The following is a 12638-nucleotide window of genomic DNA, read 5'->3' as shown; positions in this document are numbered from 1 at the left end:
CGCCCGCCATCCAAGACGAGATCAAACATCATGCAATTCCCTGAATCCTGGCTGCGGTCATTCTGCAACCCCGCGCTGAACACCCAAGAACTGGCCGAGCTACTGACGATGAGCGGCCTCGAGGTCGAAGAGCTGCGCCCGGTGGCGCCGCCTTTTCACGGCATCGTCGTTGCCGAGATCCTGACGGCCGAGCAGCACCCGAATGCCGACAAGCTGCGCGTCTGCACGGTCAATGCCGGCGGCCCGGGGCCGCTGCAGATCGTCTGCGGTGCCCCGAATGCGCGGGCCGGCATCAAGGTGCCGCTGGCCATGGTCGGCGCCGAACTGCCCCCAGGCGAAGATGGCAAGCCCTTCGGCATCAAGGTTGGCAAGCTGCGCGGTGTCGAGAGCTTCGGCATGCTTTGTTCGGGTCGCGAGCTCAAGCTCAGCGAGGACCATGGCGGCCTGCTGGAGCTGGCCGCCGATGCGCCCATCGGCCAGAACATCCGTGAGCATCTGAAGCTCGACGACACGCTCATCACCCTGAAGCTGACGCCGAATCTGGCTCACGCGCTGAGCGTCTACGGCATTGCCCGCGAAGTGTCGGCACTGACCGGCGCGCCGCTGCAGGCGCCGGCGTTCACGCCCGCCGAGGTCAAGCACCAGGATAAGCTGCCGGTGCGCATCGAGGCTTCCGATCTGTGCGGGCGTTTCTCGGGCCGCATCGTGCGTGGCGTCAACACCCAGGCGCAAACGCCCGCATGGATGGTGGACCGCCTGGCCCGTTGTGGCCAGCGCTCGGTCTCGCCGCTGGTCGATATCTCGAACTATGTGATGTTCGAGCTGGGTCGCCCCAGCCACATCTTCGACCTCGACAAGATCGATGGCGAACTGGTCGTGCGCTGGGGGCGCCAGGGCGAGCAGCTCAAGCTGCTGAACGGCAACACCATCGAGGTCGACGAGAGCGTCGGCGTGATCGTCGACAACAAGGCGGTCGAATCGCTGGCCGGCATCATGGGTGGTGACCACACGGCCGTCTCCGATGACACGAAGAACGTCTATGTCGAGGCCGCCTTCTGGTGGCCCAAGGCGGTGATGGGGCGTTCGCGCCGCTACAACTTCTCGACCGATGCCGGCCACCGCTTTGAGCGCGGTGTGGACCCGGCGCAGACCGTCGAGCACATCGAGCGCATCACGCAGCTGATCATCGAGATCTGCGGTGGCGAGGCTGCGGCGATGGACGACCAGATCACCGCGCTGCCTGAGCGCAAGCCGGTGACGCTGCGCGTGGCGCGCGCCGCCAAGGTGATCGGCATGCCGCTCACGCAGGCGCAATGCGCCGGCGTGTTCAGGCGCCTGGGCCTCGAGTTCGTGGAAGGCGAGGGCACGCTGACCGTGACGCCGCCGAGCTTCCGCTTCGACATCCAGATCGAGGAAGATCTGATCGAGGAAGTGATACGCGTGCTGGGCTATCCGAATCTGCCCGACACGCCGCCGCTGGCGCCGGTGGTCGGCAAGGTGGGCTCGGAGTCGCGCCGGGCCGTTCATGCGCTGCGCCATGCCTTGGCCGGCCGCGACTACTACGAGACGATCAACTTCAGCTTTGTCGAGGCGCGCTGGGAGCAGGAACTGGCGGGCAACGACACGCCGATCCAGCTGCTGAACCCGATCGCCGCGCCGCTGGCCGTGATGCGCTCCAGCCTGATCGGCAGCCTGGTCAATGCGCTGCGCTACAACCTGACGCGCAAGGCGCCGAGGGTGCGCCTGTTCGAGATCGGGCGGGTGTTCCTGCGCGACGCCGCCATTGTCGAGAGCGACACGACGATCGCCGGCGTTCGCCAGCCGATGCGGGTGGCAGGTCTTGCCTTCGGCCCGGCCGACCAGCCGCAATGGAGTCAGCGCGACCGGGGCATCGATTTCTTCGATGTGAAGGGCGATCTGGAGGCCTTGTTCGCGCCCCGCCAGCTGCGCTTTGTCGCGGCCGAGCATCCCGCGCTGCATCCGGGCCGCAGCGCGCGTGTCGAACTGGATGGCGAAGACATCGGCGTGATCGGCGAGCTGCATCCGAAATGGCGCCAGGGCTATGAGCTGCCCAGCGCGCCCATCGTGTTCGAGCTGGCGCTCGATGCCGTGCTGGCGCGCCGCCTGCCGCAAGGCCAGGGTGTGCCGCGTCAACAGTCGGTGCAGCGCGATATCGCGGTCGTGGTCGGCGAGAGCGTCACGCATGAAGCCCTGATGACGACGATTGCAGGTGCCCATGACGGATTGATACGCTCGGCGCGGCTGTTCGACGTCTTCAAGCCGACCCAGGCCGGTGGTGATCTGAAGGAGGGTGAGCGCAGCATGGCCGTCCGTCTGGAGTTGCTGGACGACGAGGCCACCCTGACCGACGAGCGCATCGAGCAGGCGGTGGCTGCCGTGCTCGCGGCGCTGGCTCAGCATCTGGGCGCGCGTTTGCGCGGCTAAGCGAACAAGAAGGCGGGGAGGGTTTTGATGAGCGACGACGACAACAAGAACGAGACCGGGCCGGCGCGCGTGCTGCTGCCCAGCCTGGAAACGCCGACCTTGACCAAGGCCGAGCTGGCCGAACTGCTGTTCGACAAGCTGGGCCTGAACAAGCGCGAGTCCAAGGACATGGTCGAGGCCTTCTTCGACATCATCCATGGTCAGCTGGTGCAGGGGCGGGACGTCAAGCTGTCGGGCTTCGGCAACTTCAATATCCGGCGCAAGGCCTCGCGCCCCGGGCGCAATCCGCGCACCGGCGAGGCGATCCCGATCAAGGCCCGCAATGTCGTGACCTTCCACGCCAGTCACAAACTCAAGGGACTGGTGCAAGGTGATACACCCGGCGAGGACGACTTCGAGTAGAGTCTGACCTCCCGACCTGAAGCCCTTGATTTGAATGGAAAAAGTGCTTCCTTCGATACCTGCCAAACGCTATTTCACCATCGGTGAGGTCAGCGATTTGTGTGGCGTGAAGCCCTATGTGCTGCGTTATTGGGAGCAGGAGTTCACGCAACTCAAGCCCATGAAGCGGCGCGGCAACCGCCGCTACTACCAGCACCATGAGGTGCTGCTGATTCGCCGCATCCGTGACCTGCTCTATGACCAGGGCTTCACGATCTCGGGTGCCCGCAACCAACTCGCCGACGCGCCGGGTCTGCGCCTTGACGCGCTGCAGGCCTTCCGGGAGGAAGCTGCCGAGGCCGAGCGCCTGGATGCCGAGGAGCTCGAGCTCGATACGCTGCCGTCCTTCGACCTGAGCGGCGACGAAAAACTCTCGCTCGAACAGGTGCGTCAAGAATTGCTGTCGATTCGCGAGACATTGCTTGCGTTCTAGTTTTAAATCCGCCTATAATCTGAGGCTCAGTCGGGGCGTAGCGCAGCCTGGTAGCGCACTTGCATGGGGTGCAAGGGGTCGTGAGTTCGAATCCCACCGTCCCGACCAACAAAAAGAAGAGATCGATGGACCGGATGTGAAAGCATCCGGTCCATTTTTCCTTGTGCCATCGCCTTCTTATTACTAGACGGCAGCCCCGGCCAAATCGTGGGCTGGTGTCGGTTAGCATGCCCGCCCATGAATTGGCCTTATGAGTTGCAGATTGGCTGGCGCTACACCCGCGCCGGCCGTGGCGGGCGGCGCAACCGCTTCATCTCCTTCATCTCCGGCGTCTCGATGCTGGGTATTGCACTGGGAGTGGCGGCGCTGATCATTGTCTTGTCGGTGATGAACGGCTTCCAGAAGGAGGTGCGCGACCGCATGCTGTCGGTGATCGCGCATGTGGAGCTGATGTCCTATTCCGGCGAGGCCCTGGCCGACTGGCAGACCACCGCCGCGAAGGCGCGCGAGAACCCGGCCGTGGTCGGTGCCGCCCCCTTTGTCGCGGCCCAGGTGCTGATCGCGCGCGGCGAGGATATGCGCGGCGCCATCGTCCGAGGCATCGATCCCGAGCTGGAGGCGACGGTCACGCCGCTGGCGGCCCAGCTCAAGGACGGCCCGCTGTCGCGGCTCAAGGCCGGCGACTGGGGCATTGTGCTCGGAGGGGAGCTGGCGCGCTCGCTCGGTGTGCGTGAGGGCGACAAGATCACGCTGGTCGCGCCCAGCGGTCAGGTCACGCCGGCCGGCGTCGTGCCGCGACTCAAGACCTTCACCCTGGTCGGCACCTTCAATGCGGGCCACTACGAGTACGACAGCGGCCTGGCCCTGATCCATGTGGACGATGCGGCCCGGCTGTTCCGCGTCGGCGGCCCCACCGGCGTGCAGCTGAAGCTGGCCGATGTGCACCAGGCCCGCCAGGTCGGCGATCAACTGGCGCAAAGCCTGGGGCCCGAACTGCGCGTGCGCGACTGGACCCGTGCCAATGCCAACTGGTTCGATGCGGTCCAGGTCGAGAAGCGCTTGATGAGCATCATCCTGACCCTGATCGTCGCGGTCGCGGCCTTCAATCTGGTCTCGACCCTGGTGATGACGGTGACCGACAAGCAGGCCGATATCGCCATCCTGCGCACGCTGGGCGCCAGCCCGCGCTCCATCATGGGCATCTTCATGGTGCAGGGCGCGGCCTCGGGCGTGATCGGCACGATCTCGGGCGTGGGCCTGGGTCTGCTGGTGGCCTTCAATATCGATGTGATCGTGCCGGCCATCGAGCGGCTGCTCAATGTCAGCTTCCTGCCCGGCAGCATTTACCTGATCAGCCGCATGCCCAGTGAGCCGCAGAGCGCCGACATCATCCCGATCGCGATCACTTCGCTGATCCTGGCCTTCCTGGCCACCCTCTATCCGAGCTGGCGCGCCAGCCGCGTGCAACCGGCCGAGGCGCTGCGCTATGAGTGATGTTGTTCTGAAAGGCCAGGGCCTGGAGCGGCGTTTCCGCGAGGGCGGGCTGGATGTGAAAGTGCTGTCCGGGGTGGACATCCTGGTCAAACGCGGCCAGACCCTGGCCGTTGTCGGCGCCTCGGGTTCGGGCAAGTCGACCTTGTTGCATCTGCTGGGTGGGCTGGACAAGCCGAGCAGCGGCACGGTCACGCTGATGGGGCAAGACCTGGCACGGCTGGGCGAACCCGCCAAGGGCCAGTGGCGCAACCAGCATCTGGGTTTCGTCTATCAGTTCCATCATCTGCTGCCCGAGTTCAGTGCGCTGGACAATGTGGCCATGCCCCTGCGGATACGGCGCATGCCGGTCGAGGCCGCGCGCGCGACGGCGGCCGAGATGCTGGCCAAGGTGGGGCTGGGTGCACGGGTCAAGCACCGGCCCGGCGAGCTCTCGGGCGGCGAGCGCCAGCGTGTCGCGATCGCCCGGGCCTTGGTGACCAAGCCGGCCTGTGTGCTGGCCGATGAGCCGACCGGCAATCTGGACCGCGGCACGGCCCAGGCGGTGTTTGAACTGATGCTTCAGACGGCCCGCGAGCAGGGCACGGCCTTTGTGCTGGTGACCCATGACCAGGGTCTGGCCGCGCAGTGCGAAGCCCGGCTGAGTCTGGTCGGCGGCGAGCTGCAGTAGGATCTCGGGCCCCGTAAAGACTGCCATATGACCACGACCTCGCGCTTCATCCTCAAACTCAGCTGCCCCGATCAGTCCGGCATCGTCCATGCCGTGACCGGCTATCTGCTGGAGCAGGGCGGCAACATCCTGACCTCGGCCCAGCATGGCGATGCCGATCACCGCCGCTTCTTCATGCGCATCGAGTTCGAAGCGCCCGGCGAGGTGGGGGCGATGCGCGCGGCTTTCGAGCCGCTGGCGCAGCGCCTGCAGATGGACTGGGAGCTGGTGGCGCGCGCGGCCAAGACCCGGGTGCTGCTGCTGGTCTCTAAGCTGGGCCATTGCCTGAACGACCTGCTGTTCCGTGTCCAGACCGGCCATCTGCCGATCGAGATCCCGGCCATCGTCTCGAACCATCGCGACTTCTACCAGCTGGCCGCTTCGCACAATATTCCCTTCCATCATTTCCCGCTGCTGAACGCCAGCGAGGAGCAGAAGGCGGCCCAGGAACGCAAGATCCGTGAGGTCGTCGAGGACAACCAGATCGATCTGGTCGTGCTGGCCCGCTATATGCAGATCCTCAGCCCCGAGTTGTGCCAGTACCTCAGCGGCCGGGCGATCAATATCCACCACAGCTTTCTGCCCAGCTTCAAGGGTGCCAAGCCCTATCACCAGGCCTATGAGCGCGGCGTCAAGCTGATCGGTGCCACCGCGCACTATGTGACCTCGGACCTGGACGAGGGCCCGATCATCGAGCAGGAGGTGGCCCGCATCGACCACAGCCTGCCGCCCGAGCAGCTGGTGGCGATGGGCCGCGACGTCGAGTGCGTGACCCTGGCGCGCGCGATCCAGTGGCACGCCGAACACCGGGTGCTGATGAACGGCAACCGGACCGTCGTCTTCCGCTAGCCGGCGATGTGGATAGACAGCCACTGCCACCTGGACGCGCCGGAGTTCGACGCGGACCGCGAGGCGGTGGTGGCGCGAGCCCGGGCGGCCGGCGTCGATCAGATCGTGATCCCGGCGGTGGGGGCCTTCGATTTCGAGGCGGCGCGCGAACTGGCCCATGCGCATGGCTATGCCTATGCGCTGGGCATCCATCCGCTGTATGTGATGCGCGCCCAGGAGCAAGACCTGGCCCTGCTGGAGGCCTTGCTGGAGCAGCATCGCGATGATCCACGCCTGGTGGCGATCGGCGAGATCGGCCTGGACTTCTTTGTGCCGGGTCTCGACGTGGCGCGGCAGGACTTCTTCTATACCGAGCAGCTGAAACTGGCCAGGCGCTTCGCGCTGCCGGTGATCCTGCATGTGCGCAAGAGCGCCGATCAGCTGCTGCGCGGCCTGCGCCGCATCGCGGTGCCGGGGGGCATCGCCCATGCGTTCAACGGCAGCGCGCAGCAGGCGCAGAGCTTTGTCGAGCTGGGCTTCAGGCTGGGTTTCGGCGGTACGCTGACCTTTGATCGCTCGCTGCAGATCCGTCGCCTGGCGGCTCAGCTGCCCGAGTCGGCCCTGGTGCTCGAGACGGATGCGCCCGATATCCCGCCGCACTGGCTCTACAGGACGGCCGAGGAGCGCGCCGCCGGGCTTGCCAGCGCGCGCAACGAGCCGGCCGAGTTGCCCCGCATTGCCGAGAGCCTGGCGGCGCTGCGCGGCTGGACGCTGGAGCAGACCGCCGCCATCACCAGCGCCAATGTGCGCGCGGCCTTGCCGCGGCTGCCGTGAACGAGGCGCTGCTGCAGGGCCTGGCCCCGGTCTGGTCGCCGCGGGCACGGCTGCTGGTGTTGGGTAGTTTCCCCGGTGTCGCGTCGCTGCAGGCCCAGCAGTACTACGGCCATCCGCGCAACCACTTCTGGCCCATCTTGTCGGCGCTGTGGGGGCTGGATCTGCGCGCTTTGGCCTACGCGCAGCGCGTCGCGGAAGCGACGGCGCGCGGACTGGCGATCTGGGATGTCTATGCGGCCTGCGAGCGCGAGGGCAGCCTGGACAGCGCGATTCGCGCCGCGCAGCCCAATGATCTGGCGGGCCTGGTGGCGCGCATGCCGGCCTTGCAGGCGGTGGCGCACAACGGCGGCGAGTCGGCGCGCAGCATCAAGATCACCGGCGCGCTGGGCCTGCCCGCCTATCGCTTGCCGTCGACCAGCCCGGCCAATGCCTCGTGGTCTTTCGAGCGCAAGCTGCTCGCCTGGCGGGAGGTGTTCGCGTGCCATGGTCTACTTGATGAATGAGCAAGAACAAGGCAAAGAAAACTGATTGGATCCCGGCCACGCTGAGCGAGTACGACGGCGTGCGCTTTCTGCACCTGGACTCGATCTGGGTGCAGGGGGCGATGCGCATTCGCAAGCCCCAGCAGCTGGAGCTGGAGTATGTGCAGCGCATGATGGCCTGGATGCTGTGGCGTGACAGCGAGACCTTGCGCGAGGGCAGGGCGGTGCAGCTGGGACTGGGGGCGGCCGCGATCACGCGCTTTTGCCACAAGGTCTTGCGCATGCCCCACACGACGGCGGTGGAAATCAATCCGACCGTGATCGCGGCTTGCCGCGCCTGGTTCCATCTGCCCGAGGACGAGGCCAGGCTGACGGTGCAGAACCAGGACGCGGCGACCTGGGTCGCTGACGCCGCGCATTGGCAGACGGCGGCGGTGCTGAATGTCGATCTCTACGACCACGACGCGGCCTCGCCGGTGCTCGATGACGAGCTCTTCTATGCCAACTGCCGCCAGGTGCTGGCCGAGGGCGGGCTGATGACGGTCAATCTGTTCGGCCGCGATGCCAGCTTTGCCCGCAGCGCCGCCCGCATCGCCAGCGTGTTCGGCAGCGACCAGGTCTGGAGCCTGGCGCCCACCAAGGAGGGCAATACCGTGGTGGTGGCGGCACGTGGCGTGCAGGTGCCGGACCGCGAGGAGCTGGAGCGCCGCGCGGCTACTATCGAGTCGCGGTATGAGCTGCCTGCGCGCAAATGGCTGCGCCTGGTGCGGCCGCTGCCGCTGTCCATCATCAACCAGCTGCGTGCCGAGCCCCAGACATGAGCGTCAAGCCCAAGACTTCCGCGCCCAAGGACAAGACCGAGGGCCGCCTCGAATGGCGCACCCTGCTGCGCTGGATGCTGGAGGATGAGCTGATCGACGCCGAGCAGGTGCAGCGCACCGAGGCGCGTTTCGCGGCCGGTGACAGCTCGCTGCATCCGCTGGTGCGTCTCGGCCATGCCGGCCTGACCCGCAGCGCCAATGGCAAGACGCTGGACCTGGATCAGCTGACCGAGTGGCTGGCCACGCGGGTCAAGCTGCCTTATCTGCGCATCGATCCGCTGAAGGTCGATGTGGGCCGGGTCTCCGACATCATGTCGGTGGGCTATGCCGAGGCCAAGCGCTGCCTGCCGGTGTCGGTCGGGCTGACCGAAGTCACCATCGCCACCTCGGAGCCCTTCGATACCGGCTGGATGGCGCAGATCGAATCGCACACCCGCAAGTCCATCAAGCTGGTGGTCGCCAACCCGCTGGAAATTGCGCGCTTCACGACCGAGTTCTTTACCTTGGCCCGTTCGGTGCGCAATGCGGCCAAGGCCGGCGAGGTGACCCAGATTGCCAGCTTCGAGCAGCTGGTGGAGCTGGGCAAGAACACCAAGCAGCTCGATGCCAACGACCAGGGTGTGGTCCAGGTGGTCGATTGGCTGTGGCAGTACGCCTTTGACCAGCGTGCCAGCGATATCCATCTGGAGCCGCGCCGCGATATGGGCGTGATCCGTTTCCGCATCGACGGCGTGCTGCACACGGTCTATCAGCTGCCGCCCTCGGTGATGAGCGCGATGACCTCGCGCATCAAGCTGCTGGGGCGCATGGATGTGGTGGAGCGCCGCCGCCCGCTGGACGGCCGCATCAAGACCCGCAACCCGGCCGGCGACGAGGTGGAAATGCGCCTGTCGACCCTGCCCACAGCTTTTGGCGAGAAGATGGTGATGCGCATCTTCGACCCCGACAACGCGGTCAAGGAACTCAATCAGCTGGGCTTCTCCGGTCACGATGCCGAGCGCTGGAACAAGCTGGTGGCCCAGCCGCACGGCATCATCCTGGTGACCGGCCCGACCGGTAGCGGCAAGACCACAACGCTGTACTCGACGCTCAAGCGCCTGGCCACCGACGAGGTCAATGTCTGCTCGATCGAGGACCCGATCGAGATGATCGAGCCAGCCTTCAACCAGACCCAGGTGCAGGCGGCGTTGGATCTCGGCTTTGCCGAAGGCCTGCGGGCGCTGATGCGGCAGGATCCCGACATCATCATGGTCGGTGAGATCCGCGATCTGGAGACTGCCGAAATGGCCATCCAGGCGGCGCTGACCGGCCATCTGGTGTTCTCGACCTTGCATACCAATGATGCGGCTTCGGCGATCACTCGCCTGACCGATCTGGGCGTGCCGCCCTATCTGATCAGCGCCACCGTGATCGGCGTGCTGGCGCAGCGCCTGGTGCGCACCCTGTGCGACCACTGCAAGGTGCCCGATCCGGCGGTGACGCGCGACACCTTGAACGAGATGCTCAAGCCCTGGCGCATGAACGGTGGCGTCAAGCCCTACAAGCCGGTGGGCTGCCTCGATTGCCGCAATACCGGCTATCGCGGCCGTGCCGGTCTGTATGAGCTGCTGACCGTCAGCGAGGCGGTCAAGGCGACCTTGCACCCCAGCCCGGACATCTCGGCGCTGCGCCGCCAGGCCATGCAGGAGGGCCTGCGCCCGCTGCGACTGGCCGGTGCGATGAAGGTGGCGGAGGGCATGACGACGCTCGAAGAGGTGCTACGCAGCACGCCGCAGTGGGAGACCTGAGCCCTGCGCATCTGGCTTCGGCCGCAGGTCTACCGGTAGATACCCGCGAGAGGCTTGTCGCGAGTGCGACGCCCGGCCGGTGTTTACGTGGAAACCACACAGCAGAGCCTGGATAGCCCTGCCTAGAATGCAGCCGGTCTAACAAGCTTGAGAGTAGGTCTGCAATGAAGATCAAGAGTCAAAAAGACTTCTGGTCCGGACTGATGTTCCTCGTCGTCGGCATAGGCTTTGCCTGGGGCGCGACCGAATACAGTTTTGGATCTTCCGCACGTCCCGGCCCTGGTTACTTCCCCTTCGGCCTCGGCATTCTGCTGGCCATCCTGGGCGGCGCGGTGCTGTTCAAGGCGCTGACGATCGAGTCCGAGGGCGGCGACCCGATTGGCGGCGTGGCCTGGAAGCCGCTGCTGATCATCGTAGCGTCCGTGGTGCTGTTCGGCGTGATGCTGCCGCGCCTGGGTGTGGCGATCACGCTGCCTGTGCTGATCGTGTTCTCGGCCATGGCCGGCGACGAGTTCCGCTGGCGCGGCGCCCTGCTCAGCGCGGTGGTGCTGACCGTGGGCAGCTGGTTCATCTTTGTGTGGGGTCTGAGCCTGGTTCTGCCGGTCTGGCCCACTATTTTCGGCGGCTGAGGAGTAGCGCATGGACTTGCTGAACAATCTTGCGCTCGGTTTCAGTACCGCACTGACGCTGACGAATCTGGCCTACGCTTTCGGTGGGGCCCTGCTGGGCACCCTGATCGGCGTGTTGCCCGGCCTCGGCCCGGTGGCCACCATCGCGATGCTGCTGCCCTCGATCTACGCGCTGGATGCCACGCCCGCGCTGATCATGCTGGCCGGCATCTACTACGGCGCCCAGTACGGGGGCTCGACAACCGCCATCCTGATCAATGTGCCCGGCGAATCCAGCTCGGTGGTGACCGCGATCGACGGCTACCAGATGGCGCGCAAAGGCCGAGCCGGGGCGGCTTTGGCTGCCGCCGGCCTGGGGTCATTCTTTGCCGGCTGCGTCGGCACCATCGTGATCGCGGCCTTCGCGCCGCCGCTGACCGAACTGGCCTTCAAATTCGGCCCGGCCGAGTATTTCTCGCTGATGGTGCTGGGCCTGATCGGTGCCGTGGTGCTGGCCTCAGGTTCGCTGCTGAAGGCCATCGCGATGATTGTGCTGGGCCTGCTGCTGGGCCAGATCAACACCGATGTGATCTCCGGCGCGCCGCGCTACTCCTTTGACATCCCCGAGCTGACCGACGGCATCAACTTCGTCGTGATCGCGATGGGCGTGTTCGGCTTTGGCGAAATCATCGCCAATCTGGGCAAGCCGGCCGAGCACCGCGAGGTGTTTACCAAGCATGTGAAGGGCTTGTGGCCGACCAAGCAGGACTTCCACGATGCCTGGCCCTCGGTGCTGCGCGGCACGACGCTGGGTTCTATCCTGGGCGTGCTGCCGGGCGGCGGCGCCTTGTTGTCCTCGTTTGCGGCTTACACGCTGGAGAAGAAGATCGTCAAAAACCCCAGCGTGCCTTTCGGCCAGGGTGCGATCCAGGGCGTGGCCGGCCCCGAGGCTGCCAACAACGCTGGCGCGCAGACCTCCTTCATCCCGATGCTGACCCTGGGCATTCCGCCCAATGCGGTGATGGCGCTGATGGTGGGAGCGATGACGATCAAGGGCATCCAGCCCGGTCCGCAGGTGATGACCAGCAACCCCGAGCTGTTCTGGGGCCTGATCGCGTCGATGTGGATCGGCAACCTGATGCTGGTGATCCTGAACCTGCCGCTGATCGGCATTTGGATCAAGCTGCTGACCGTGCCCTACCGTTTCCTGTTCCCGGCCATCGTGACCTTCTGCTGCATCGGCAGCTACACGCTGAACAACAACAGCTTCGATGTCTATATGACGGCCATCTTCGCGGTGATTGGCTATCTGTTCTACAAGCTCAGCTGTGAGCCCGCGCCGCTGCTGTTGGGTTTCATCCTCGGCCCGATGATGGAAGAGAACCTGCGCCGCGCACTGCTGCTGTCGCGCGGTGACTGGACGACCTTCATGACCCGTCCGCTGTCCGCCGGTCTGCTGATCGCGGCGGCCTTGATGGTGGTGGTGGTGATGCTGCCGTCGATCAAGAACAAGCGCGAAGAGGCGTTCAAGGAAGAAGACTGATGATGGGCTGACGCCGCGATGCGGCCGTTCGTGATCTGGAGCCCGCAGCCCGTAAGGCCTGCGGGTTTTTTCTTGATGGCCCCGCCGTGCCGGCATCTGCCAGGGGAAGACCTGCCGCAGGCGCTCGGCCATCACCTGCGGCGCACACCGCAACAGAAAATTGTGACACCCTACTTGCAAGCCTCAAAAAACCTGTGCTACAGTCGAGGGCTTCGC

The 12638-nt window shown here is 65.7% G+C and carries 12 protein-coding genes and 1 tRNA gene; all 13 read left to right on the top strand.

Features of this window, described 5'->3' with window-relative positions; genetic code table 11:
- The first annotated feature begins 30 nt into the window (after window positions 1-30).
- On the top strand, window positions 31-2445 hold the full coding sequence (gene pheT, locus ABGI63_RS23255) for a phenylalanine--tRNA ligase subunit beta (RefSeq protein ID WP_349744949.1): 2415 nt from the start codon (window positions 31-33) through the stop codon (window positions 2443-2445).
- Window positions 2446-2472: 27 nt separating this feature from the next.
- The gene (locus ABGI63_RS23250; protein ID WP_137943974.1) at window positions 2473-2847 is read left to right on the top strand and encodes an integration host factor subunit alpha; all 375 of its coding nucleotides are present in this window, start codon (window positions 2473-2475) and stop codon (window positions 2845-2847) included.
- A gap of 34 nt (window positions 2848-2881) precedes the next feature.
- A complete protein-coding gene (locus ABGI63_RS23245; protein ID WP_349744947.1) occupies window positions 2882-3319 on the top strand; it encodes a MerR family transcriptional regulator in 438 nt (145 codons plus the stop codon).
- Between the two features lie 31 nt (window positions 3320-3350).
- A tRNA-Pro gene (locus ABGI63_RS23240) sits at window positions 3351-3427 on the top strand.
- A 129-nt stretch (window positions 3428-3556) separates the two neighbouring features.
- Window positions 3557-4813: a lipoprotein-releasing ABC transporter permease subunit gene (locus ABGI63_RS23235; protein ID WP_349744946.1), complete on the top strand. Its 1257-nt coding sequence runs from the start codon at window positions 3557-3559 to the stop codon at window positions 4811-4813.
- A complete protein-coding gene (locus ABGI63_RS23230) occupies window positions 4806-5480 on the top strand; it encodes an ABC transporter ATP-binding protein (protein ID WP_349744945.1) in 675 nt (224 codons plus the stop codon). The genes ABGI63_RS23235 and ABGI63_RS23230 overlap by 8 nt, the downstream gene beginning before the upstream one ends.
- A 27-nt stretch (window positions 5481-5507) precedes the next feature.
- Window positions 5508-6368, top strand: a complete 861-nt coding sequence (purU, locus tag ABGI63_RS23225) for a formyltetrahydrofolate deformylase (RefSeq protein ID WP_349744943.1) — start codon at window positions 5508-5510, stop codon at window positions 6366-6368.
- Between the two features lie 6 nt (window positions 6369-6374).
- The gene (locus ABGI63_RS23220; protein WP_349744942.1) at window positions 6375-7181 is read left to right on the top strand and encodes a TatD family hydrolase; all 807 of its coding nucleotides are present in this window, start codon (window positions 6375-6377) and stop codon (window positions 7179-7181) included.
- Entirely contained in the window at window positions 7178-7684 is a 507-nt protein-coding gene (locus ABGI63_RS23215) for a DNA-deoxyinosine glycosylase (RefSeq protein WP_349744940.1), read from the top strand. Before ABGI63_RS23220 ends, ABGI63_RS23215 begins: the two co-directional genes overlap by 4 nt.
- Window positions 7681-8484: a spermine/spermidine synthase domain-containing protein gene (locus ABGI63_RS23210; protein WP_349744938.1), complete on the top strand. Its 804-nt coding sequence runs from the start codon at window positions 7681-7683 to the stop codon at window positions 8482-8484. The genes ABGI63_RS23215 and ABGI63_RS23210 overlap by 4 nt, the downstream gene beginning before the upstream one ends.
- A complete protein-coding gene (gene tfpB, locus ABGI63_RS23205) occupies window positions 8481-10271 on the top strand; it encodes a type IV pilus assembly ATPase TfpB (RefSeq protein ID WP_349744937.1) in 1791 nt (596 codons plus the stop codon). Before ABGI63_RS23210 ends, tfpB begins: the two co-directional genes overlap by 4 nt.
- Window positions 10272-10435: 164 nt before the next feature.
- Window positions 10436-10900 carry a tripartite tricarboxylate transporter TctB family protein gene (locus tag ABGI63_RS23200; RefSeq protein WP_349744936.1) on the top strand — a complete coding sequence of 155 codons (465 nt, stop codon included), beginning with the start codon at window positions 10436-10438 and terminating at the stop codon, window positions 10898-10900.
- A 10-nt stretch (window positions 10901-10910) separates the two neighbouring features.
- Window positions 10911-12422 (top strand): tripartite tricarboxylate transporter permease, encoded by a 1512-nt coding sequence (locus ABGI63_RS23195; protein WP_137943964.1) that lies wholly within the window; start codon window positions 10911-10913, stop codon window positions 12420-12422.
- Window positions 12423-12638: the final 216 nt, after the last annotated feature.

Source organism: Roseateles cavernae (genome assembly GCF_040187885.1).
Taxonomy (GTDB): domain Bacteria; phylum Pseudomonadota; class Gammaproteobacteria; order Burkholderiales; family Burkholderiaceae_C; genus Roseateles_E; species Roseateles_E cavernae.
The sequence above is the reverse complement of the archived record's forward strand: the minus strand, read 5'-3'. Positions and strand labels throughout refer to the sequence as shown.

Coding starts and splice junctions, on each gene's coding strand:
- pheT (WP_349744949.1), top strand. CDS start 31: ATGCAATTCCCTGAATCCTGGCTGCGGTCATTCTGCAACCCCGCGCTG.
- ABGI63_RS23250 (WP_137943974.1), top strand. CDS start 2,473: ATGAGCGACGACGACAACAAGAACGAGACCGGGCCGGCGCGCGTGCTG.
- ABGI63_RS23245 (WP_349744947.1), top strand. CDS start 2,882: ATGGAAAAAGTGCTTCCTTCGATACCTGCCAAACGCTATTTCACCATC.
- ABGI63_RS23235 (WP_349744946.1), top strand. CDS start 3,557: ATGAATTGGCCTTATGAGTTGCAGATTGGCTGGCGCTACACCCGCGCC.
- ABGI63_RS23230 (WP_349744945.1), top strand. CDS start 4,806: ATGAGTGATGTTGTTCTGAAAGGCCAGGGCCTGGAGCGGCGTTTCCGC.
- purU (WP_349744943.1), top strand. CDS start 5,508: ATGACCACGACCTCGCGCTTCATCCTCAAACTCAGCTGCCCCGATCAG.
- ABGI63_RS23220 (WP_349744942.1), top strand. CDS start 6,375: ATGTGGATAGACAGCCACTGCCACCTGGACGCGCCGGAGTTCGACGCG.
- ABGI63_RS23210 (WP_349744938.1), top strand. CDS start 7,681: ATGAGCAAGAACAAGGCAAAGAAAACTGATTGGATCCCGGCCACGCTG.
- tfpB (WP_349744937.1), top strand. CDS start 8,481: ATGAGCGTCAAGCCCAAGACTTCCGCGCCCAAGGACAAGACCGAGGGC.
- ABGI63_RS23200 (WP_349744936.1), top strand. CDS start 10,436: ATGAAGATCAAGAGTCAAAAAGACTTCTGGTCCGGACTGATGTTCCTC.
- ABGI63_RS23195 (WP_137943964.1), top strand. CDS start 10,911: ATGGACTTGCTGAACAATCTTGCGCTCGGTTTCAGTACCGCACTGACG.